The 21,161-nt window shown below is 68.7% G+C and carries 22 protein-coding genes; 13 read left to right on the top strand and 9 right to left on the bottom strand.

Annotated elements, in window-relative coordinates; translation table 11 throughout:
- Positions 1-42 precede the first annotated feature (42 nt).
- The gene (locus tag IU450_RS10285; protein ID WP_195149459.1) at positions 43-414 is read right to left on the bottom strand and encodes a hypothetical protein; all 372 of its coding nucleotides are present in this window, start codon (positions 412-414) and stop codon (positions 43-45) included.
- Between the two features lie 549 nt (positions 415-963).
- On the opposite strand from IU450_RS10285, the gene IU450_RS10280 reads away from it, so the two are divergent.
- From IU450_RS10280 to IU450_RS10270, 3 genes are all read left to right on the top strand, one after another.
- The gene (locus tag IU450_RS10280; protein ID WP_195149458.1) at positions 964-2,268 is read left to right on the top strand and encodes an N-acetylmuramoyl-L-alanine amidase; all 1,305 of its coding nucleotides are present in this window, start codon (positions 964-966) and stop codon (positions 2,266-2,268) included.
- A gap of 94 nt (positions 2,269-2,362) precedes the next feature.
- Positions 2,363-3,397, top strand: coding sequence for a CobW family GTP-binding protein (locus IU450_RS10275; protein ID WP_195149457.1), 1,035 nt, complete (start codon positions 2,363-2,365; stop codon positions 3,395-3,397).
- A 188-nt stretch (positions 3,398-3,585) separates the two neighbouring features.
- Positions 3,586-3,777 carry a hypothetical protein gene (locus IU450_RS10270; protein ID WP_043695958.1) on the top strand — a complete coding sequence of 64 codons (192 nt, stop codon included), beginning with the start codon at positions 3,586-3,588 and terminating at the stop codon, positions 3,775-3,777.
- Here the strand turns inward: IU450_RS10270 and IU450_RS10265 are convergent.
- From IU450_RS10265 to glp, 4 genes are all read right to left on the bottom strand, one after another.
- Positions 3,767-4,789 (bottom strand): AraC family transcriptional regulator, encoded by a 1,023-nt coding sequence (locus tag IU450_RS10265; protein ID WP_195149456.1) that lies wholly within the window; start codon positions 4,787-4,789, stop codon positions 3,767-3,769. The genes IU450_RS10270 and IU450_RS10265 overlap by 11 nt on opposite strands.
- Before the next feature lie 169 nt (positions 4,790-4,958).
- The gene (locus tag IU450_RS10260) at positions 4,959-5,393 is read right to left on the bottom strand and encodes a molybdenum cofactor biosynthesis protein MoaE (protein WP_195032463.1); all 435 of its coding nucleotides are present in this window, start codon (positions 5,391-5,393) and stop codon (positions 4,959-4,961) included.
- Positions 5,380-6,432, bottom strand: a complete 1,053-nt coding sequence (gene moaCB, locus IU450_RS10255) for a bifunctional molybdenum cofactor biosynthesis protein MoaC/MoaB (protein ID WP_195149455.1) — start codon at positions 6,430-6,432, stop codon at positions 5,380-5,382. The genes IU450_RS10260 and moaCB overlap by 14 nt, the downstream gene beginning before the upstream one ends.
- Positions 6,429-7,673, bottom strand: coding sequence for a gephyrin-like molybdotransferase Glp (gene glp, locus IU450_RS10250; RefSeq protein ID WP_195149454.1), 1,245 nt, complete (start codon positions 7,671-7,673; stop codon positions 6,429-6,431). The genes moaCB and glp overlap by 4 nt, the downstream gene beginning before the upstream one ends.
- A 177-nt stretch (positions 7,674-7,850) precedes the next feature.
- Between glp and moaA the strand changes: the two genes are divergently transcribed.
- From moaA to IU450_RS10230, 4 genes are all read left to right on the top strand, one after another.
- Positions 7,851-8,909, top strand: coding sequence for a GTP 3',8-cyclase MoaA (moaA, locus tag IU450_RS10245; RefSeq protein WP_195149453.1), 1,059 nt, complete (start codon positions 7,851-7,853; stop codon positions 8,907-8,909).
- Positions 8,902-9,144, top strand: a complete 243-nt coding sequence (locus tag IU450_RS10240; RefSeq protein WP_195149452.1) for a MoaD/ThiS family protein — start codon at positions 8,902-8,904, stop codon at positions 9,142-9,144. Before moaA ends, IU450_RS10240 begins: the two co-directional genes overlap by 8 nt.
- 380 nt (positions 9,145-9,524) lie before the next feature.
- Entirely contained in the window at positions 9,525-10,238 is a 714-nt protein-coding gene (locus IU450_RS10235) for a YciI family protein (protein WP_195149451.1), read from the top strand.
- A gap of 2 nt (positions 10,239-10,240) precedes the next feature.
- Entirely contained in the window at positions 10,241-11,473 is a 1,233-nt protein-coding gene (locus IU450_RS10230) for an RNA polymerase sigma factor (RefSeq protein WP_195149450.1), read from the top strand.
- 4 nt (positions 11,474-11,477) lie between these two features.
- On the opposite strand, the gene nadE is transcribed toward IU450_RS10230, so the two are convergent.
- Both nadE and IU450_RS10220 read right to left on the bottom strand, forming a co-directional pair.
- Positions 11,478-12,302 (bottom strand): ammonia-dependent NAD(+) synthetase, encoded by an 825-nt coding sequence (gene nadE, locus IU450_RS10225; protein WP_195149449.1) that lies wholly within the window; start codon positions 12,300-12,302, stop codon positions 11,478-11,480.
- A 22-nt stretch (positions 12,303-12,324) separates the two neighbouring features.
- The gene (locus tag IU450_RS10220) at positions 12,325-12,930 is read right to left on the bottom strand and encodes a TetR/AcrR family transcriptional regulator (protein WP_228834406.1); all 606 of its coding nucleotides are present in this window, start codon (positions 12,928-12,930) and stop codon (positions 12,325-12,327) included.
- A gap of 144 nt (positions 12,931-13,074) precedes the next feature.
- Between IU450_RS10220 and IU450_RS10215 the strand changes: the two genes are divergently transcribed.
- The 5 genes from IU450_RS10215 to IU450_RS10195 all read left to right on the top strand — a co-directional run bounded on the left by IU450_RS10215 (position 13,075) and on the right by IU450_RS10195 (position 18,006).
- Entirely contained in the window at positions 13,075-13,701 is a 627-nt protein-coding gene (locus IU450_RS10215; RefSeq protein ID WP_195149447.1) for an NAD(P)H-dependent oxidoreductase, read from the top strand.
- A 392-nt stretch (positions 13,702-14,093) separates the two neighbouring features.
- Complete coding sequence (locus IU450_RS10210; protein ID WP_039799742.1) at positions 14,094-14,327, top strand: redoxin NrdH; 234 nt, start codon at positions 14,094-14,096, stop codon at positions 14,325-14,327.
- A 69-nt stretch (positions 14,328-14,396) separates the two neighbouring features.
- The gene (gene nrdI, locus IU450_RS10205; RefSeq protein ID WP_181718825.1) at positions 14,397-14,858 is read left to right on the top strand and encodes a class Ib ribonucleoside-diphosphate reductase assembly flavoprotein NrdI; all 462 of its coding nucleotides are present in this window, start codon (positions 14,397-14,399) and stop codon (positions 14,856-14,858) included.
- 62 nt (positions 14,859-14,920) lie between these two features.
- Positions 14,921-17,002, top strand: a complete 2,082-nt coding sequence (gene nrdE / locus IU450_RS10200; protein ID WP_228834405.1) for a class 1b ribonucleoside-diphosphate reductase subunit alpha — start codon at positions 14,921-14,923, stop codon at positions 17,000-17,002.
- Positions 17,003-17,184: 182 nt separating this feature from the next.
- Positions 17,185-18,006 (top strand): SAM-dependent methyltransferase, encoded by an 822-nt coding sequence (locus IU450_RS10195; protein WP_195149445.1) that lies wholly within the window; start codon positions 17,185-17,187, stop codon positions 18,004-18,006.
- A 244-nt stretch (positions 18,007-18,250) separates the two neighbouring features.
- Here IU450_RS10195 and IU450_RS10190 read toward each other — a convergent pair whose 3' ends face one another.
- Entirely contained in the window at positions 18,251-19,243 is a 993-nt protein-coding gene (locus IU450_RS10190) for an LLM class F420-dependent oxidoreductase (RefSeq protein ID WP_195149444.1), read from the bottom strand.
- Between the two features lie 244 nt (positions 19,244-19,487).
- Here IU450_RS10190 and IU450_RS10185 point away from each other — a divergent pair, with 244 nt between their 5' ends.
- On the top strand, positions 19,488-20,030 hold the full coding sequence (locus tag IU450_RS10185; protein ID WP_195149443.1) for a hypothetical protein: 543 nt from the start codon (positions 19,488-19,490) through the stop codon (positions 20,028-20,030).
- Between the two features lie 154 nt (positions 20,031-20,184).
- On the opposite strand, the gene IU450_RS10180 is transcribed toward IU450_RS10185, so the two are convergent.
- A complete protein-coding gene (locus IU450_RS10180) occupies positions 20,185-21,132 on the bottom strand; it encodes a TauD/TfdA dioxygenase family protein (protein WP_195149442.1) in 948 nt (315 codons plus the stop codon).
- Positions 21,133-21,161 lie beyond the last annotated feature (29 nt).

The raw sequence follows: 21,161 nt of genomic DNA, 5'->3' as shown, positions 1-21,161 counted from the left end.
GTTGAACGCCAGTCAATAGACCGCCCGGTGGGCGCTGCCGGTTCAGCCGCCGAACGATCCGGTCGGCGGCGGCGTCGGCAGCAATCGCCACGGACCGCAGTTCTCGGTCTTGAAGCCGACGTCGGTCGGCTTGATCACCACCCGCACCGGGCTCAGCCGGGTGTAGTTGTTCGCGATGATGTTCTGCATATTCGTGTTGTCGCCCTCGACCTTCCACAGCCTGGCCCAATCGCAGGCGTAGGCGGGGTCGGACGTGCCGGGCGCCTCCCAGACGCCGGGGAGGATGTCGACGCCGACCAGATAGACGCCGTCGTGCGACATGGTGTTCGACGGTTCGGCCGCCGCCGTACCCGTGGCGAGCAGGGTCACCGCGGAGGTCATGGCCCCAGCGAGCAGAAGCGTGCTTGCACGCATACCGGTTCTCCTTGACTTGTACTACCGCCGCGTCCACGGTCGTGCGTGGTCGCGGCCGACTCGGGAGATCCCCGCATCTCCGCGGCCAGAAATACCAGAACCGACCGAGTGGTGTGCCGAAATTCCGTGATCCGGCGGTCGATGCCGAGGGGTCGATGGCCGCGCTGCGGCCGAGTCCCGCTCGGCGCACCCGGATTTCGCCGACGGTCGGTCGAGGGATTTCTGGCGGCCCAGCTACCTGCTTTACTCCACCTGTTGCCGCGTGCTGTGGTTCCCGGGGTAATCTTGCGCGACCGCGCCTATCAGGAAGTCGACAACTTCCCGACGAATTCGGCGTGCCGGTCGGCATGGCGCCGACTCGGGTGCATTACGCTCTGCTATCTCTGCGCAAACTGCCACGGCTGATCCGACAGCCGGGCGCTGGACCTGCGGTAACACTTCGATAACGCTCCTTGCTTTGCTGATACGCACGTTGCCAGAGTTAACCACTGGGTTTGGTGTTACAAGTGGGAAGGGAGGGGCGCCCCGTCCCGGGGCGCCGACCGCACTATGAAGCCAAGCATCGTCAAAGCCGGTATCTGTACCGCCGTAACGACCGCGGTAACGGTGACGCTGTCCGGATTGCTCCCGGTCAGCGCGCATGCGGCGCCGTCGGCGCTGGATATGTCGAAAAAGCTCGCAGGCAAGACCGTGTTCCTCGACCCCGGACATCAGGGGTCCAACCACTCGCAAGATCTGGCGAGGCAGGTCAGCGATGGTCGCGGCGGCACCAAGGACTGCCAGACCACCGGTATGACCACGATGAACGGCGTTCCCGAGCACACCATCACCTGGAACGTCGCCCAGATAGTCAAGACGTCGCTGGAGACACTCGGCGCGCACGTGGTGCTGAGCCGCCAGGACGACATGAACTGGGGTGGCTGCGTCGACGACCGGGCCCGCGCGGCGAGCCAGTCCGGCGCCGACGTCGCCGTGAGCATCCACGCCGACAGCGCGCCCGCGCAGTATCGCGGGTTCCACCTGATCGTTCCCGAGCTGCCCATCCCGAATCTGATCGTCGATCAGGCCCAATCGGGAGCGGGTCTGGCCGCGTCGAAGTCGGTGCGCGACGCGTATCGCGAGGCGGGATTCCCGCCCGCGAACTACGGCGGCGTGGTCGACGGTCTGCAAACCCGCAAGGACATCGCCGGGCCCGCGCTGACCACTGTTCCGGTCGTCTTCCTCGAGATGGGCAACGGCGCCAATCCCGAGGACGCCGCGCTGCTGGAAACACCCGATGGGCAGCTCAAGCACGCGATCGCGCTCACCACCGGTGTGGTCGGCCACCTGCTCGGCGCACAGCCGGGCACGTCGCCGGATCAGCAGGCGGCGCAGTCCGTTCCGCAGGGCGCGTCGTTCGACCGCCCCGCGGCGAATCCGGACACTCCGCAGGGTCAGACGAACCCGGCGGTACCGCAGTCGCAGACCAGCCCGGGTACTCCGCAAGCGCAGACGAACCCGGTGGTCCCGCAGGCCCAGACGATTCCGGCGGTGCCGCAGAGCCCTGCGGCTCCTGCTGTACCGCAGGCGCAGTCCGCGCCGGGCACCTCGACGCCGAAGCCGGCGCCGGGTACGGCCACACCGCAGTCGCCGGGTACGTCGGCGGCGCCGAAATCGCCCGGCACGTCCGGAAACCAGTCACCGGGGACGCCGAACGCCCAGCAGTCACCCGGGACCGCGGGCGGCGACGCGTCGATCATGGAGTTGCTGATGCCGTTGGCGAAGTTGCTCGGCTTGGACGACAACGCCATCGCCACGGAGTTGATCAACCTCGGCTACAGCCTCGCGGGCATGCTGCTGGGGCCCTTGAAATAGTCCGCACACCGAACCCGCCGGACGCCATCCCCGTCGGCGCGAGGGTGGCGTCCGGCTTTTTCCGCGGGCCGCGCGGCGCACTAGGGTGAACGGAATGGCTGACCGGATTCCTGTTGTGCTGGTCGCGGGGTTTCTCGGTTCCGGGAAGACCACGCTGCTCAATCACTTGCTCCGGGACAACCGGGGGACGCGGATCGGCGTGGTGGTCAACGATTTCGGGGCGATCAACATCGATTCGATGCTGGTCGCCGGACAGGTCGACGCCATGGTCTCGCTCGGCAACGGCTGCGTGTGCTGCGCGGTCGACGTCACCGAGCTGGACGAACTGTTCACCCGGCTGACCCAGCCGCGCGCCGGGATCGACGTGATCGTGGTGGAGGCCAGCGGCTTGGCCGAGCCGCGCAATCTCATCCGGATGGTGGTCGGCAGCGACAACCCGCGACTGCGCTACGGCGGCCTGGTCGAGGTGGTCGACGCCGAACAGTTCCCGCAGAGCAGCGCCCGTCATCCGGAGCTGCGCACCCATCTGCGGCTGGCCGACCTGGTGGTTGTCAACAAGGCCGATCGGGTTCCGGCCGAGCGGCTCGCGCGGCTGCGTGCGGACCTCGCGGAACTCGTCGGCTCGGTTCCGGTGTACGCGACCACGTACGGCCGGATCGATCCCGGGCTGCTGTTCGACGAGCCGTCGCGGGAACGCCCGCTGGTGGCCGAGCAGCTGAGTTTCGACGAACTCTTCGCCGAGCACGATCACGATGACCACGCCGGGCACCGCCATCTGCACGACGACTACACCAGCGTCTCCTTCGCCAGCGGCCGAGCACTGAACCCGCGCAAGCTGATCGGTTTCCTGGAGGACCCGCCGCCGGGACTGTTCCGGGCCAAGGGCTTCGCCGCCTTCGGGGTGGCGGAGGAACGCAGGAAGTTCGTTCTGCACATGGTCGGCCGCCACATCGTCTTCGAGCCGGGCCACTGGTCACGGGACGAAGCACGGGGCGCGCGGCTGGTGCTCATCGGGGCGGGCCTGCACACCGACGCGGCGCTGGCCCGGCTGCGCGAGACGGTGCACGATGCCGCCGATCCGCTCGACCCGCAGAGCATGCTCGGCGTGTGGCGCTATACACCGCACTGAGACACACCAGATTGGCGCGTTCGGTAGCGACCTGTCGCGTTCGGTGCTGGTGACAGAGCGGTCTTTTCATGAGACTGAAAGCGGTGTCCGCCGGTCCGCGGGCGCCGGGAGCGAACTGCCGCGAACGGCGCCGCTCGGCAGCCGATCCGTGACCGACCGAATCGTTCTGCGACCGATGGGAGTGTCCCGTGTCAGATTCCATGGAGAGCGCCACCGCGTACGTCATCGAGGCGCTGGAGGCCAAAGGCACCGCCACCCGTGACGACTTCGACGTACCCGCGATCGTCGCCGAGACCCACGCCCTCACCAACAGCTGGGATTTTCGTGCGATCGAGGACGCGACGTTCTGGTCGATCGCGGCGCGTTTCCTCAGGCCGTGAACGTGCGCTCGACCCGCTCGGCGCGGTGTGCGGAGGTGGCCAGCGACCACCGCCGAGCAGCTCGGCGCATCGAACCCGGGTCGGAGTAGCCGAGGATCTCGGCCTGGCGCGACGGACTCAGCGGCCCGGCGGCGCTGGCGGCGACCAGCCGGGCGCCGCGGGCCCGATCCAGTTCCGCTCGCCAGGTGGTGCCCGCCTCCCGCAACCGGCGCTGGAGCGTGCGCGGGCTGGTGGCCAGCCTGCGCGCCACCCGCTCCAGGGAGGCGTCACCGTCGTTCAGGCAGTCCGCCAGGGCCGCCGCGACACGCTCCGGCCAGGCGGTGGCCAGCGGCGGCGGTGGCGGAAGGGCGGCGGCCAAGGGCTGGAGTATGCCGGCCAGCACCGGATCGGTGGTGGTCAGCGGCAAATCCATGTCCGAGGCGCGGAAGGTCATGGCGTCCACCGGCGCGTCGAACTCGATCGCGGCGGTTCCGAATACCTCCATGAAGGCGCCGGCCCTGGCGGGCGCGCGCTGGCGCAGCGAGACCCGCAGCGGGGCCAGCGGTTCGCGCACCACGCGCCGGGCCCGGCTGAGCACCGCGCTCAGGCCCCACAGCTGGGTCAGGTCGCGGCCGCGGCCCGCCCCGTCGATCATGTCCAGGTACAGCGTCACCTCTTCGTCGTTCTCCGCGACCAGATCGAAGCGGTGGTTGGTGGTCACCGCGGTGACGTACGGCCCGCAGGTCGCCAGTCCGGCGCCCAGCGTCGGAGCCGAGGAGAACAAATAGTCGTATAGGCCGAGGCAGGTCAGTCGGTAGCGGCTCGCCACGTTCAGCGCGACGTCCGGGTCGCCCAGCGCGTGTTCGCCGATCTCCCACAACCGGGAGAACATCTGGCTGGGCAGGTGCACGTCGTCGCCCGCCATGGTCCACTCCGGCAAACCGGATTCCCGTAGCAACCGGTCGCGGTCCACGCCGGCCGCGGTGAGCTGGGAGACGACGAATCGGTGGAGCAGAACCTGGTCGGTTCCCATCGCGCGCTCCCTTCTCTCACGGCTACCGAGCGGCCGTACCGGCCTGCGCGCGAAGCGAGACCGAGCAGGTTCCGGCCGCAGCGCCGCGGGCGCCCGGAGAGCAACACCGCGACGCGGACACGCTATACCCGCAGTGTTGATTCGTCATGAGATTCATGTCACGGGCAGATCACCCGCAGGCGTTCACCCATTCGGACAGGCCGTCGGCGAACAACTGGCGCTTCCAGATGGGGACTTCGTGTTTGATCCGGTCCACCAGTTCGGCGCAGGCCGCGAACGCCTCGCCGCGATGCGCCGCCGCGACCGCGACGACGATCGCGCGGTCACCGATGCCGAGCGATCCGACGCGGTGCACGGCGGCGACCGGCAAACCGTGCGCGGCGGCGAGTTCCGCGCAGACCGTGTGCAGGAACCGCTCCGCCTGCGGATGCGCGGAGTACTCCAGGGCCGAAACGGACTGTCCGCCATCATGGTCGCGGACCTTCCCGGTGAACACCACGACCGCACCGTAGTGCGGCCCGGTGACCGCCGCCTCGACCTCCGCCGCGTCGAGCGGCTGGTCGCTGATCCGGGCGAGCCGGACCGTGGCCTCAGCCGTTGTCATGACTTCCACCTCCGGCAACTTGTGCGAGCAGATGATCCAGCAGCGGTTCCAGCACCGCGATGCCGTCCCGGACGCCGCCCGGCGAGCCCGGCAGGTTCACGACCACCGAGTGTCCGGCGAGCCCGGCCACGCCGCGACTGAGTGCGGCGAGCGGGAATTTCGCGGTGCCGCGTTGCCGGATCGCCTCCGCCACACCCGGCAGTTCACGGTCGAGCACGGCGAGGGTGGCTTCGGGTGTCGCGTCGGTGGGGGAGGCGCCCGTGCCGCCGGTGCTGATGACGAGGTCGGGTTCGAAGCGCAACGCGTCGGACAGCCCGTACTCGATCTCGGCATCGGCGTAGACCAGCGGACCGCGCACCGAGAAGCCGAGACCGGCCAGCCAGTCCACGAGCACCGGGCCGGTGGTGTCCTCGCGGGTGCCCGCGGCGACGCCGGTCGAGGCGACCAGCACCACGGCCGAGCGTTCCCCCTCGTCGAATACCGGTTCGGCGACCTCGGCGGTTTCCTCCGCGGCGTCCGCCCCGGTGGAGAGGTCGTCGTCGGCGGAAGGCGTGCTCGTGTCCTCGTCGGCGGGGCGCTCCCAATGTCCGCGCTTGCCGCCTTCTTTGGTGAGCAGCCGCACGTCGGTGAGTGTAGCCGCGGGATCGACCGCCTTCACCATGTCGTGCAGGGTGAGCCCGGCGACCGCGACCGCGGTGAGCGCCTCCATTTCGACACCCGTGGGGCCCTTGGTCTTCGCGGTGGCCTCGATGGTGATGGCGGTGTCGGTGAAACCGAACTCCACCCGCACCGACGAGAGCGCCAGCTGATGGCACAGCGGGATCAGCTCGGAGGTCTTCTTCGCCCCCGCGATGCCCGCGATGCGGGCGGTGGACAGCACGTCCGCCTTCGGCAGGTCGTCGGCCCGTACCAGCGCGACCACCTCGGGCGTGGTGCGCAACTCGCCTGCCGCGACGGCGATCCGGCTGGTCTCACTCTTCGCGCTCACATCGACCATGCGGGCGCGACCTTCGTGGTCGACATGGGACAGCTCGCTCATAGCGACCACACTCGCACAAGCGCTCCCGCGGGCAGCGCGGTGACCTCGGCGGGCACGTCGATCAGCACGTCGGCCCAGGCCATGGCCGCCACAAGATGCGAGCCCGCACCGGATACGACTTCCACCGCCTCCGGTTGCCGGGACGCCTGCGTTCGCCCCGGCCGCGCGCGGACCAGCTTGCCGCGCAGGAATTGACGTTTTCCCTCCGGCGAGCGCGCGATGGCGGTGCGCAGCGGAAGTTCGTAGGCGTCCACCTCGGGCAGCCCGGCGAGGTGGCGCAGCATCGGGCGGGCGAACACCTCGAACGACACCATCGTGCTGACCGGGTTGCCGGGGAAGCTGAGCACCGGCACGCCGTCGATGACGGTCAGCCCCTGCGGGCCGCCCGGTTGCATCGCGACCGCGCCGAACTGCCCGCCCATCGGCTCGAGCACGTCCTTGACCACCTCGAAATCGCCCTTGGACACCCCGCCGGAGGTGAACACCACGTCGGCGCCCTCGGTCGCGGCCGACAGCAGCGCGCGGAAGCGCGCCGGATCGTCGGTGCTGTGCGCGACCGAGACGACGTCGACGCCGTTCGCCGTGAGCGCCGCGGCGAGGGCGATGCCGTTGGAGTTGTAGATCTGCCCGGGGCGCAGCGCATTCCCGGCGGCGACCAGTTCGTCGCCGGTGGTGATCACGGCCCCGCGTACCGCGCGGAAGACCGTCACCGCGGGCAAGCCGACCGCGGCGAGCGCGGCGACGTGCCGGGGCGCGAGCACCGTTCCCGCACGCACGAGCAAGTCCCCGGCCCGTACGTCGGTGCCCGGTTCCCGCACGAATTCGCCTGCGTTGCGGCCGCGTTCGATGGTCACCGTGCCGTCGCCGGTGCTGGTGTCCTCCACCGGAACGACGCAGTCCGCGCCGGGCGGGATCGGCGCACCGGTCATGACCTTCATCGCCGCGCCCTCCGGCAGCGGCGCGCGGCCCGCCGCGCCCGCCGCGACCACGCCGGTGAAGGGCAGGGTGACCGGGGCGACCAGCACCGATTCCGCGCGCACCGCGTATCCGTCCATCGCGGAGTTGCGGAACACCGGCAGGTCGATCGGTGAACGGACGTCCTCGGCCACCTGCCTGCCCAGTGCCCGCGGCACCGCGACGGACTCGACCGCGCGCGCGGCCAGCGGCCGCAGCAGCTGTTCGATGCTGTCGCGGTAGTCGTCGACGGGCCTGGCCGAGAGGCCGGCGGGCCGAGGGTTCATGCGAGTCAGCCTAACGCCCGATCGGAGCGGTTTTCCGCCGCTGTCGCCGGGCGCCGGTTCGCCAGCGGGTCGCTCGGCGTCGCGGGCAGGCGCCTCACCGCCGGTCCGCGATCGTGGTGAGCCTCGGGCGGGTATTCCGCCCGCTGACGAATCGGGACAGGCGGTCATAATGGACGTGTGACTCTGGTCGAGATCGGGATTCCCGCCGTGCGTTCCGGGCGTCCCTCGCTCGCCGGCCGTCCCGACACCCCGCACTTGCTGGATCGTTTCGGACGCGTCGCCCGCGACCTGCGCATATCCATTACCGAGAAGTGCTCGCTGCGCTGTACCTATTGCATGCCGGAGGAGGGGCTGCCGGAGATCCCCCGGCACGAACTGCTCACGGTGGACGAGATCGTGCGCCTGGTGCGCCTCGCGGTGCGCGATCTGGGGGTGCGTGAGGTCCGCTTCACCGGGGGCGAGCCGCTGATGCGCCGAGACCTGGAACACATCATCTCCGGTTGTCATGCCGAGGTGCCGCACATCCCGCTGGCCATGACGACCAACGGCATCGGGCTCGAGCACCGCGCGTTCGGCCTCGCCGCCGCGGGCCTGCACCGGGTGAACGTGTCGCTGGACACCGTCGACCGGGCCGGTTTCGCGCGGCTGACGCGCCGCGACCGCCTCGAATCGGTGTTCGCGGGTATCCGCGCCGCCCGTGCGGCGGGACTGGCCCCGATCAAGGTCAATGCCGTCCTGATGCGCGAAACCCTGTCGGGCGCGGCGGATCTGCTGCGCTGGTGTCTGGACGAGAGTTGCGAGCTGCGTTTCATCGAGGAGATGCCGCTCGACGCCGACCACGAGTGGGCGCGCGCCAACATGGTCACCGCCGCCGAACTCCTCGAGGTGCTCGGCGCCCGGTTCGACCTCACCGAGGTCGGCCGCGCCGATCCGTCGGCTCCGGCGGAGAAGTGGCTGGTCGACGGCGGCCCCGGCACCGTGGGCATCATCGCCACGGTGACCCGCAAGTTCTGCGACACCTGCGACCGCACCCGGCTCACCGCCGACGGCATGCTGCGCTCCTGCCTGTTCAGCGACCAGGAGTTCGATCTGCGTCAGGCGCTGCGCTCCGGCGCCGGCGACGAGGCGGTCGCCGACCTCTGGCGCGGCGCGATGTGGAACAAGTGGGCAGGTCATGGCATCGATGCCGAGGGCTTCGTCCCCCCGGAGCGGACGATGGGAGCCATCGGTGGTTGAGATCCGCTATTTCGCCGCGATCGCCGACGCCGTCGGCAAGGACAGCGAAACCCTGGACTTCCCGGCCAGGGCCACGGTGGCCGACCTGCGCGCGACCCTGTCGGCGACCTACGGTCCGGACCTGGACAAGATGCTGTCGGTGTGCGCGTACCTGATCGGCGACGAACTCACCCGCGACCCCACGGTCGAGATCGGCTCGCGCGTCGACGTCCTGCCCCCTTTCGCGGGCGGATAGCCGCGCCCCGTCACGCTGCGGTCTACAGTCGCGCTGTGGTGCAGAGCAAGGCGAGCGATGTCGACGGCTATCTGGACGAGGCGCCCGATGGGCGCCGGGAGGCGCTATCTACTGCGTACCGACGTGCGCGCGGCCTTCGCCGACCGTCTGGCGGGACACGACATGGGCAAAGGGTGCCTGCGTTTCCGCGCGCCGGAACGGATCGATCGGTTTCGAGCTGATCCGTGACCTGCTGCGCGTCACCGCAGCGGGCGAGGGCGGGCTGGTCTGCTGAGACTTCGCGAAGTTTTCCGCGCGGGTGTGTAGAGAACGGCAGGTGCGGTTCGTCGTCCGAGTAGCAAGGGGTATCCGAGCCCCTCGATGCGAGGAAGGATGACGCTATGCACTACCTGGCGACACTGGTAGGACGCGAAGACGGGCCGGGCATCCCGCCCGGCACGCCGGAGTTCGACGCCGAGGTGGCGAAGTACGCGGCGTTCGAGGAGCGCGAGGGCGCCGCGGTCGCGGGCGGAGCGGCGCTGTTCCCCTCCGCCGACGCGCTGCACATCCGGCGCGCGGGCGGGCAGGTGCTCGTCACCGACGGCCCGTTCGCGGAGCAGGCCGAGGTCGTGGGCGGGTTCTACGTGTTCGAGGCCGCCGACCTGGACGAAGCCATCCGGCTGGCGCGCCAGGTGCCCGCGGCCGAGGACGGAGCGGTCGAGGTGCGTCCCATGGTGATGTGGTCGCCGCACGACACCCCCGGCGCGGATTGGTGGCTGGCGCTGCTGTGGGAGGTACCGGACGCGGTGATCGCGCCGGACGATCCGGAGTGGGACGCCGCGGTCGCCGAACACAAGCGCTTCGGCGAGAAGTACGCGGCCGCCATCCGTGGCTGCGGTGCGCTGCAACCGCCGTCCTCGGCGACCACGGTGCGGGTGCGCGACGGGAAACTGCTGCTCACCGACGGGCCGTACGCGGAACTGGCCGAAGTGGTCGACGGGCTGTACCTGTTCGCCGCGCCGGACCGCGGGCAGGCGGCGGAGATCGCGTCGGCCATCCCGCTCGGCGAGCGCGGGCGCACCGAGCTGCGCCGGGTCGTGGATCTGGGCGACTGACGGTGCGGACGAGCCCGGCCGCGACGATCGACGCCGTCTACCGCGCCGAGTTCGGCCGGGCGCTGGCGACGGTGGCCAGGACGGTCGGCGACATCGGACTGGCCGAGGACGCCGTGCAGGAGGCGTTCGCCGACGCCGTGCGCACCTGGCCCGAGCGCGGACTGCCGTCCAACCCCGGCGCGTGGATCACCACGGCCGCCCGCAATCGGGCGTTGGACCGGCTGCGGCGCGAATCGGTGCGGGCGGTCAAGGAATACGACGCGGTCCGCACCCGGGCGCCGAACGAGGAGGACGAGGTGTCCGCGGTGCCGGACGACCAGTTGCGGATGATCTTCGCCTGCTGTCACCCTGCGCTGGCGCGGCCCGCGCAGGTGACGCTGACGCTGCGCCTGGTGTGCGGGTTGCGGACCGCCGAGATCGCGCGGGCGTTCCTGCAACCGGAACATACGGTGGCGCAGCGGCTGACGCGCGCGAAGGCGAAGATCCGCCAGGCGGGCATCCCGTTGCGGGTGCCGCCCGCGCACCTGATGCCGGAGCGGGTGCCCGGTGTGCTGGCCTGCGTGTATCTGGTGTTCACCGAAGGGTATTCCGCCACAGCGGGAGCCACCGCGGTGCGTGACGAGCTGTGCGACGAGGCGATTCGACTCGGCAGGCTGCTGTGCCGGTTGCTGCCGCACGAGCCCGAGGCGCGCGCGTTGCTGGCGCTGATGCTGTTGCAGGACAGCCGCCGGGGGCAGCGGCGGCGCGCCGACGGGGAATCGGTACCGCTGGAGGAGCAGGATCGGTCCCGGTGGGACCGCGCGATGATCCGGGCGGGACTGGCGTGTCTGCGGTCCGCCGAAACCGACGGCGCGGGCCCGTACCTCGTGCAGGCGCGCATCGCCGCCGCGCACGCCACGGCGCCGAGCTGGGCGCAGACCGATTGGCACGCGATCGTCGCCGGGTACGACGAGCTGCTGCGGCTCACCCCGTCGCCCGCCGTGGCGGTGAACCGCGCCGTGGCCGTGGGGTTTTCCCGTGGGTTCGACGCGGGCTTGGCCGCCCTCGACGAGATCGCCCGCGACCCGCGGCTGACCGGGTCGCACGTGCTTCCCGCGACCCGCGCCGATCTGCTGCGGCGCAGCGGTCGTCACCGGGAGGCCGCGGGAAACTACCGGGCGGCGCTGGAACTCGCGGGCAACGACCAGGTGCGGCGGTTCCTGGCGCGCCGTCTCGCGGAATGCGAGCCGGTCTAGGCGCTCAGCGCCACCAGGTGTCCAGCGGAGTCACCGGGACGGTGCGCTTGTGGCGGGTGTCGCGGAAGATCTTCTCCAGCCGCTCGGCGACCTCGGCGGTGACTTCCTTGCCCTCCAGGTAGTCGTCGATCTCGCTGTAGCGCAGGCCCAGCGCCTCCTCGTCGGGCAGGGCGGGCCGGTCGTCCTCCAGATCGGCGGTGGGCACCTTGGACCAGATGCTGGCGGGCGCGCCGAGTTCCTGCAGCAGTGCCGCGCCTTGACGCTTGGTGAGACCGGTCAGCGGGGTCAGGTCGACGCCGCCGTCGCCGTACTTGGTGAAGAAACCGGTGACCGCCTCGGCCGCGTGGTCGGTGCCGACCACGAGCAGGTTCTCCTGCCCGGCCAGCGCGTACTGGATCACCATGCGTTCACGGGCTTTGATGTTGCCGCGCACGAAGTCGCGCAAGTTGTCCACCTGCAACCCGGACGCCGTCTCGGCGGCCGCCGCGTTCGCGCTGGGGCGGACGTTCACCACCACCTGCCGATCGGGCTGGACGAAACTCAGCGCGGTGAGCGCGTCGGCCTCGTCGGCCTGCACGCCGTAGGGCAGCCGGACCGCGAGGAAGGTGGCGTCCACGCCGTCGGCGCGCAGTTCCTCGACCGCGAGCTGGCACAACCGGCCTGCGAGCGCGCTGTCCTGCCCCCCGCTGATGCCGAGGACGAAACCTCGTGCGGGAGTGGCGTTCAGATAGTCCTTGAGGAAATCGACCCGGCGGCGCACCTCGTCCTTCGGTTCGATGCTCGGCAGGACGCCCAATTCACTGATGATCTGTTCGCGCAGGTTCCCCATGGCGCCCGAGTCTACTGGCCGATCACCGGGCGACAACGCGCCGAACGATGCTCTCCCAGTTGTCGCCGATCTGTTCGCGGGTATAGCCGAGAACCTGCATCTGGTGGATGATCAGCGCCGCGCCGAGCATCGCCAGCAGCCAGTCGGCGACCAGCAGGAGGTCACCGGGCGCGTCGGCCTGCCGCAACAGCATCACGACGTGCGCACGCAGCAATCCGTACGGCCCGCCGGAATAGCGGTCACCGGCCTCGCCGAGTTCGGCGGCGCGGTGCAGTTCGCCTTCCACTTCGATGTCCAAGAGCCGGGCCCGCCCGAAGGCGACCAGTCGTTCCACCGGCGGTGCGCCGGGACCCAGCGGCGGCGGTCCGAAGATGAACGATTCCTGGTACTTCCGCTCGGAGTGGTCCAGCAGCGCGAGCATCAGGCCGGACCGGCTGCCGAACCGGCGGAACACCGTCCCCTTGCCGACCCCGGCGCGTTTGGCCAGCGCGTCCATGGTGAGGCTGTCCACGCCCTGCTCACGCACCAGCTGCTGCGCCGCGTCCAGCAGCAGTCGGCGGTTGCGCGCCGCGTCGGCGCGCTCGGCGGGCTCGGCGGTGCCGAGTAGCGGCGCGCCGACGTCGAGCAACCGGCGCGGGCCGGGTGTGGATGCGTCCGGTGTGGGGTAGTTCACAGCGCTCACGCAGACTCCGCGGGAAGTATTCGGACCATGGTCCGGTTAGTGTGTGGTGAACGTAAGGACACCACACCATTCAGTACACCAGGAGTCGTCATGAGTGAGCGAAGCGAGCGAATCGTCAATACAGCGTCCTTTGACTCCGGCGAAGCCGGGAGTCGGACCAGCATTCTCGCACTCGTCGGTAGCCTGCGTGCCGCCTCGGTCAACCGGCGGCTCGCCGAGGCCGCCGCGCATACCGCGCCGGAAGGTGTCGAGGTCACTCTCTATGACGGACTCGCCGACATCCCGTTCTACAACGAGGACATCGACGTCCCCGGCGCCGTTCCCGCGGCTGCCCAGGCGCTGCGCGACGCGGTCGCCGAGGCGGACGGCCTGCTGGTCGTGACGCCGGAGTACAACGGCACGCTGTCGGCGGTGCTGAAGAACGCGATCGACTGGGCTTCCCGCCCGTACGGCGCGGGCGCGATCAAGGGCAAGCCCACCGCCGTGGTGAGCGCGTCGATCAGCCCGAACGCGGCGCAGTGGGCGCACGGCGACGCGGTGAAGGCGCTCGGTGTGGCGGGCGCGCAGGTGGTCGAGTCCGCGCATCTGCACTTCGGTGTCGTCGGCGAGCGGTTCGGCGCCGGGCATCCGCGCGACGACGCCGAGGCGCTGACCCAGCTGGCTGGTACCGTGCGCGAACTGGTCGAGGCCACGCGGGGCGAATTGGCGTCGGTGTAAGCTCCATCTCCGGTCTCGGACGAGGGTCATCGCTGCGGGCGCAGCGGTGGCCCTCTTCGCTTGCCCGATGGTTTGCTGAAAGTATGCTGATACGCCGAACAGTGATCTGCGCCACTGTTTGATTCGGGGGTGAATCGAGCGTCCTGGTACTTCTCTCGATGGAATTTCATCAATGTGACTCGCTACATGTCGTGTTGTAGGAATCTGTCGGCCACTAGGTGTAGTGTCTTCGCTACTGGAAGACGGTCAGAGGTCGCCCTCGTCAGAAGTCGGTCACGAGTGGCTGATCAGGGGATTCGAGTCCGGCTCCAGGAGTTTGCGCAGCATACGTCGATCGTGCATGCATACGGATCTCAGGCTGTGGATCAGGCACAAGGAGAGAGGGACATCAATTGACCGTCACCGTGTACACCAAGCCCGCTTGCGTCCAGTGCAACGCCACCTACAAGGCCCTCGACAAGGCCGGGGTGGACTACGAGGTCATCGACATCTCGGAGAACGACGAGGCGCGTGACTACGTCATGGCCCTCGGGTACCTGCAGGCGCCGGTCGTGGTGGCCGGAGACGATCACTGGTCGGGCTTCCGTCCCGACCGCATCAAGTCGCTCGCGACAGTGGCGGCCTGAGGCGCTTCCACCGCTTCCGGTTCATCCGAGGGGCGAGCGCCGCGGCGCTCCCGAGAGAGGAAGGCGACCATGCCGGACACGACGGCGCTGGTCTACTTCTCCAGCGCTTCGGAGAACACACATCGCTTCGTCGAGAAGCTGGGTCTCCCGGCGACTCGCATACCACTGCACACCGCCGACTCGCTGCGCGTAGACGAACCGTACGTGCTGATCGTCCCCACCTATGGGGGCGGTCGGCACGTGCTCGGGGGCGACCGTTCCGACAAAGATTTCGTACCGCGGCAGGTCGCGAAGTTCCTCAACGATCCGCACAACCGGGCGCTGCTGCGCGGCGTCATCGCGGCGGGGAACACGAACTTCGGCGACACCTTCTGCTACGCGGGCGAGCTGATCGCACGCAAGTGCGGCGTGCCGTACCTGTATCGCTTCGAACTCATGGGAACCGCTGAGGACGTCGAACGCGTCCGAGAGGGATTGGGATTGTTTTGGCAACAGCAACGACAGCACCGGCCGGAAAAACAGCTCGCTTAGAGCAGCCCCCGGTCCGCGGCGCCGAAGCGGGCGAGGTCCTCGACTACCACGCCCTCAACGCCATGCTGAACCTGTACGGTCCGGACGGCGAGATCCAGTTCGACAAGGACCGTGAGGCCGCCAACCAGTACTTCCTGCAGCACGTCAATCAGAACACCGTCTTCTTCCACAACCTGGACGAGAAGCTGGACTACCTGGTCGACGAGAACTACTACGAGGCAGAGGTTCTCGACCGGTACAGCCGCGAGTTCATCAAGAAGCTGTTCAAGCGGGCCTACGCCAAGAAGTTCCGGTTCCCGACCTTCCTCGGCGCCTTCAAGTACTACACCTCGTACACGCTGAAGACCTTCGACGGCAAGCGTTACCTGGAGCGGTTCGAGGACCGGGTGTGCATGGTCGCGCTCACGCTCGCCGCCGGTGACGAAGAGCTGGCGGGCAAGCTGGTCGACGAGATCATCGACGGCCGTTTCCAGCCGGCCACCCCGACCTTCCTGAACTCGGGCAAGAAGCAGCGCGGCGAGCCGGTGTCGTGCTTCCTGCTGCGCATCGAGGACAACATGGAGTCGATCGGGCGCTCGATCAACTCCGCGTTGCAGCTGTCCAAGCGTGGTGGCGGGGTCGCGTTGCTGCTGAGCAACATCCGCGAGCACGGCGCGCCGATCAAGAAGATCGAGAACCAGAGCTCGGGCGTCATCCCGATCATGAAGCTGCTCGAGGACTCCTTCTCCTACGCCAACCAGCTCGGCGCGCGCCAAGGCGCGGGCGCGGTCTACCTGCACGCGCACCATCCGGACATCTACCGGTTCCTGGACACCAAGCGGGAGAACGCGGACGAGAAGATCCGCATCAAGACCCTCTCGCTGGGCGTGGTCATCCCGGACATCACCTTCGAGCTGGCCAAGAAGAACGAGGACATGTACCTGTTCTCGCCCTACGACGTCGAGCGCATCTACGGCAAGCCGTTCGCCGACATCGACGTCACCGAGAAGTACTACGAGATGGTCGACGACAAGCGCATCCGCAAGTCGAAGATCAAGGCGCGCGAGTTCTTCCAGACCATCGCCGAGCTGCAGTTCGAGTCCGGCTACCCGTACATCATGTTCGAGGACACGGTGAACCGGGCGAACCCGATCGCGGGCAAGATCACCCACTCCAACCTGTGCTCGGAGATCCTGCAGGTCTCCACGCCCTCGGAGTTCAACGACGACCTGTCCTACGCCAAGGTGGGCAAGGACATCTCCTGCAACCTCGGGTCGCTGAACATCGCCAAGACAATGGACTCACCCGACTTCGCGCAGACCATCGAGGTGGCCATCCGGGCGCTGACCGCGGTGTCGGACCAGACCCACATCTACTCGGTGCCGTCCATCGAGCAGGGCAACAACACCTCGCACGCCATCGGCCTCGGGCAGATGAATCTGCACGGCTATCTGGCGCGCGAACGGGTCCACTACGGGTCCGAAGAGGGCATCGATTTCACCAACATCTACTTCTACACCGTGGTCTACCACGCGATCCGGGCGTCGAACCGGATCGCGATCGAGCGAGGCACGGCCTTCGGCGGCTTCCCCGAATCGAAGTACGCCAGCGGTGAGTACTTCGACAGGTACACCGATCAGGCGTGGGAGCCGAAGACCGATCGCGTCCGGCAGCTGTTCGCCGACGCGGGCGTGCACATCCCGACCCAGGAGGACTGGCGGGAGCTGAAGGCCTCGGTCATGGCACACGGCATCTACAACCAGAACCTGCAGGCGGTGCCGCCGACCGGGTCGATCTCCTACATCAACCACTCCACCAGCTCCATCCACCCGGTGGCGTCGAAGATCGAGATCCGCAAGGAAGGCAAGATCGGGCGCGTCTACTACCCGGCGCCCTACATGACCAACGACAACCTCGAGTACTACGAGGACGCCTACGAGATCGGCTACGAGAAGATCATCGACACCTACGCCGCGGCCACCCAGCACGTGGACCAGGGCCTGTCGCTGACGCTGTTCTTCAAGGACTCCGCCACCACCCGCGACCTCAACCGCGCCCAGATCTACGCCTGGCGCAAGGGCATCAAGACCCTCTACTACATCCGGCTGCGCCAGATGGCTCTGGAGGGAACCGAAGTCGAGGGTTGCGTCTCCTGCATGCTGTAGTTTCTCGGCAACGAACAGGGGCCTGCCGCCGGGTGGGCCCTTGTCTCGCTCGGGCCTGCAGCCGGGCCTGATCACGGCCACCGTCATCCGATCCGTTGCCGAGCTTCCGCCGCTGCGGCAGTGCCCGCCTCGCGTCTGGAATAAGCTGGCGCAGAAGCGATCTGGTAGCGATAGGAACGACGATGACCGATCTCGGCGGCGACGCCGCGCCGCTCCGGCCGATTCACGACCCGAGCGTGCCGAGCAGCGCCCGAATATACGACTACGTCCTGGGCGGGAAGGATCATTACCAGGCGGATCGGGACGCGGCCGAGAAGGTGGTCGCGGCGTTTCCCACCGTCCGTGTCGCGGCACGGCAGAACCGGCTGTTCATGCACCGCGCGGTGAACGCCCTCACCGCGCTGGGCGTGACACAGTTCCTCGACATCGGCACCGGCATCCCCACCGAGCCGAACCTGCACCAGGTGGCGCAGGCGCCGCAGCCCGAGGCGCGTGTGGTCTACGTGGACAACGACCCGATCGTGTTGAGCCACGCCCGCGCTCTGCTCACCGGCACCCCGGAGGGCCGCACCGCCTACGTCGATGCCGACCTGAAAGACCCCGCGGCGATCCTGTCCGCGCCCGCACTCGTCGAGACCCTGGACCTGACGCGCCCGGTGGCGCTGAGCCTGGTGGCCGTGCTGCATTTCCTGTCCGACGAGCACAAGCCCTACGCAATCGTCGAGACTCTGCTGGATGCGCTTGCCCCGGGTTCGTACCTCGTGGTTTCGCACATCACCGCCGACCTCGAACCGGAGATCATGTCCGACGCCCTCGACGTGTACCGGCAGAGCGGTGTCTACGCCCAAGCGCGCACACGGGACGAAGTCGCCCGATTCTTCACCGGATTGGAACTCCTGGACCCAGGAGTCGTCGTCGCCAACCAGTGGCGCCCGGCGACCGAGTCACCGGCCTGGCTCGACGCGCAAGTGAACTGCTGGAGCGCGGTCGGCCTCAAGCGGTGAGCTGTGTGTTCGGCAGCGCCTGCGGCGCCGCGTGTTCGCGGCCCCTTCTGTCTCGCAGCCGAGCAATCGAGACTCGCGCCTGCGGCGCATGCGCTTCGATCGCTCGGCAGCGAGACGGCCGCGAACGGTCGCTCGTAAGACTCGCTCCGTCGGTGGCGCGTAAGCGGTGAGCTGGGCTACGAAGTTGTGCCGGGCAGGAACTTTCGAGGGCTCGGTCACTCGAGGGGCCTGCCCCCGAAGCGGATCAGTTCAGAGCGGGGATCACTTCGCGTTCGAAGAGTTCGATGCCGGAGGTGTCGTAGGCGGATTCGGGGAAGTTGAGGATGGCGTAGCCGAGGCCGAGGTCGCGGACGCGGGTGAGGTTTTCGACGATCTGCTCGGGGGTGCCGACGGCGGCAGAGCCGCGGTAGACGTCATCGATGTGGGTCTTGGCTCCGTCGGCGCCGATGAAGGGGGTCAGGCGCGCGGCCAGGGTCGCGAGGCGCTCCTCGACTTCGGCCTCCGTCGAACCGATCGCGACGTTGAAGTTCGACGTGCGCACGATGGCCTCGAAGTCGGTGCCGACCTCCGCGCAGTGGGTGCGCAGGATGTCGGACTTGCGGGTGAACTCCTGGGGATCACCGCTGAAGTTGGTGTACTGCGCGTACTTCGCGGCGATGCGCAGCGTCTTCTTCTCGCCGCCTCCCGCGATCCAGAGCGGAATTCCGTTCTCCTGCAAGGGGAGCGGGCGCACGATGGCGCCGTCGACCTGGTAGTACCTGCCGTCGAGCGTGGCCGAGCCCGCGGTCCAGGCCTGCCGGAAGATCTGCACGCCTTCGTCGAGACGGCCCAGGCGTTCGCCCGCGGAGGGGAAGCCGTAGCCGTAGGCGCGCCACTCGTGTTCGTACCAGCCACCGCCGATGCCCATCTCGACGCGGCCGCCGGAGATCAGGTCGACCGTCGCGGCCACCTTGGCCAGGTAGGCCGGATTGCGGTAGCTGATCGCGGTACACATCTGGCCCAGGCGGATGCGCGAGGTGGCCGCGGCGAACGCCGACATCAGCGTCCATGCTTCGTGCGTCGCCTCCTCGGTGGGGACCGGGACGGTGTGGAAGTGGTCGTAGACCCACAGCGACTCCCACGCCGGGTTCGCATCGGCGCGCTGGGCCAGGTCTCGCATCACCTCCCACTGGTCCGCCGGGTCGATGCCCACCAGATCCAGCCGCCAACCCTGCGGAATGAAGATGCCGAAGCGCACGAAAATCTCCCTCGTGTGTACCCGCCGCGGCGAACGCCGCGGCCTCCATATCTCACTGTTCCCAGTCCGCGGCTCGTGGGCAACCGTTCGGCGCTCGACGCATCGAATTCGGCGAGGAACGCGTCGGCCACCGAGGCTCGCCCTACAGCCAGATCGTCACAAGCCAGGTCGCCATGCCGCCGGATACTGTCCGCGGGGAAAACCGCTGGCGGAAGACGGTGCGATTGCCGCAGGCTGGAACCGTATGAACGAAGTGAGAACACAGCCGAACGAAGAAAGGCAACCTCGGCTCGGCGTCGATTTCGGCCGAGTCATCCAAGGGGCGGCCATGGCGCCGGGCGACGAGGACACGGTCTTCCTCTCCGGCGGACTCGAAGAGGCACTGCGTACACCGCCCACCACGGGCGCTTTCGACGTCCTGCCGCGCCTGGTCCGGCGCTTCGAGGGGCGCGCCTGGGTCATTTCCAAATGCGGCCCCCGGATCGAGCAGCGCACCCGCCAGTGGCTCGATCACCACGACTTCTACGACCGGACCGGGATCGCACGCGAGAACGTGCGCTTCTGCCGTGCGCGGGCGGACAAGGCGGTGCACTGCGCCGAACTCGGCATCACGCACATGATCGACGATCGCCTCGACGTGCACCGCGTGCTGTGCGATCTGGTGCCGTACCGGTTCCTGTTCGGCGTGCAGCCGGAGCCGATTCCCGGCTGGGTGCGCCACGTCCCGACCTGGGACGACGTGGAGCGCGCCGTGCTGGAGACCACGAGTCCGACGCCGCCGGTGTGAGCGCGCACCGGGCCGGATATGCGCTCGGGTACGGCTCGATCCTCCCGGCGCCGGCTGCCGAGAGCCCGTCATCCGGTCGAATCGGTGCCGTGGCGACTGCGCGAATCGGCCGGGTACCCGCGAGGCACCCGGCCGATCTTTGCCTATCCGATTCCTACGCGCCGGTGAACTTCGCTCCGGCGATGGACTTCGACGGCTCGCCGTCGACGCCGACCGGGATGTCGCCCTCGAGCGTCGTGCGGTACAGCACCCGGGTGACGTCGAGATGGTCGAGATCGCTCGGTGCCAGATGCGCGGTGGCGCGGTTGTCCCAGAACGCGAGACTGCCCGTCTCCCAGCGGAACCGGACCGTGTACGCCGGGTTGGTCACCTCGTCGAACAGCAGTTTCAGCACCGCGTCGCTCTGGCTCGGCCGGAGGCCGACGATCCGGGTGGTGAAACCCGGATTGACGAACAGCGCCCGCTCGCCGGTCACCGGGTGCACCCGGACCACCGGGTGCTCGGTGATCAGCGGCGTGGCGGCCACCTTCTTCGCGTAGTCGCTGTCGGCGTCCCAGGCCGGCCTGCTGCCGCCGAAGCGGTGCTCGGCGCGCAACCCTTCGACGAACCGCTTGAGCGACTCCGGCAGGTTCTCGTAGGCGGCGACGAGGTTGGTCCAGCCGGTGTCGCCACCGCGCTCCGGCGCGATCTCCGCGCGCAGGATCGAGGCAGCGGGCGGGTTGATCAGCGCGGAGACGTCGGTGTGCCAGTGGTTGGTGTAGCTGAATTTCCGCACACCGAACCGCTTCTCGTACAGCCTGCTGTCGACCGCCAGGATCTCCGGGTGCTCGGTCGGCGCGTCGTCGTCGTACGGGTGCGACGGCGTGACCGCGCCGAACCGGCGGGAGAAGGCGATCTGCTGAGCGTGATCGATGTGCTGATCGCGGAAGAACAGCACTTTGTAGGTGTGCAGCGCGTCGGTGATGGCCGCGACCTGCTGGTCGGTCAGCGGCTCACGCAGGTCGACGCCGGAGACGTCGGCGCCGATGTAGCCGGCGACGGGTGCGACGCGCACCGCGTGATCGGTGGCGTTCGAGACAGGGGTTTCGTGTACGGCGGTCATGGGAAGAACTCATTTCGGGATAGCGGATC

The sequence above is a fragment of the Nocardia abscessus genome, assembly GCF_015477775.1.
Taxonomy (GTDB): Bacteria; Actinomycetota; Actinomycetes; order Mycobacteriales; family Mycobacteriaceae; genus Nocardia; species Nocardia abscessus_A.
This window is presented reverse-complemented; position numbering and strand designations above follow the sequence as displayed.

Coding starts and splice junctions, on each gene's coding strand:
- IU450_RS10215 (WP_195149447.1), top strand. CDS start 13,075: ATGAGTGAGCGAAGCGAGCGAATCGTCAATACAGCGTCCTTTGACTCC.
- IU450_RS10180 (WP_195149442.1), bottom strand. CDS start 21,132: ATGACCGCCGTACACGAAACCCCTGTCTCGAACGCCACCGATCACGCG.
- IU450_RS10275 (WP_195149457.1), top strand. CDS start 2,363: ATGGCTGACCGGATTCCTGTTGTGCTGGTCGCGGGGTTTCTCGGTTCC.
- nrdI (WP_181718825.1), top strand. CDS start 14,397: ATGCCGGACACGACGGCGCTGGTCTACTTCTCCAGCGCTTCGGAGAAC.
- glp (WP_195149454.1), bottom strand. CDS start 7,673: ATGAACCCTCGGCCCGCCGGCCTCTCGGCCAGGCCCGTCGACGACTAC.
- IU450_RS10185 (WP_195149443.1), top strand. CDS start 19,488: ATGAACGAAGTGAGAACACAGCCGAACGAAGAAAGGCAACCTCGGCTC.
- IU450_RS10260 (WP_195032463.1), bottom strand. CDS start 5,393: ATGACAACGGCTGAGGCCACGGTCCGGCTCGCCCGGATCAGCGACCAG.
- IU450_RS10280 (WP_195149458.1), top strand. CDS start 964: ATGAAGCCAAGCATCGTCAAAGCCGGTATCTGTACCGCCGTAACGACC.
- moaCB (WP_195149455.1), bottom strand. CDS start 6,432: ATGAGCGAGCTGTCCCATGTCGACCACGAAGGTCGCGCCCGCATGGTC.
- IU450_RS10285 (WP_195149459.1), bottom strand. CDS start 414: ATGCGTGCAAGCACGCTTCTGCTCGCTGGGGCCATGACCTCCGCGGTG.
- nadE (WP_195149449.1), bottom strand. CDS start 12,302: ATGGGGAACCTGCGCGAACAGATCATCAGTGAATTGGGCGTCCTGCCG.
- IU450_RS10265 (WP_195149456.1), bottom strand. CDS start 4,789: ATGGGAACCGACCAGGTTCTGCTCCACCGATTCGTCGTCTCCCAGCTC.
- IU450_RS10235 (WP_195149451.1), top strand. CDS start 9,525: ATGCACTACCTGGCGACACTGGTAGGACGCGAAGACGGGCCGGGCATC.
- IU450_RS10195 (WP_195149445.1), top strand. CDS start 17,185: ATGACCGATCTCGGCGGCGACGCCGCGCCGCTCCGGCCGATTCACGAC.
- nrdE (WP_228834405.1), top strand. CDS start 14,921: ATGCTGAACCTGTACGGTCCGGACGGCGAGATCCAGTTCGACAAGGAC.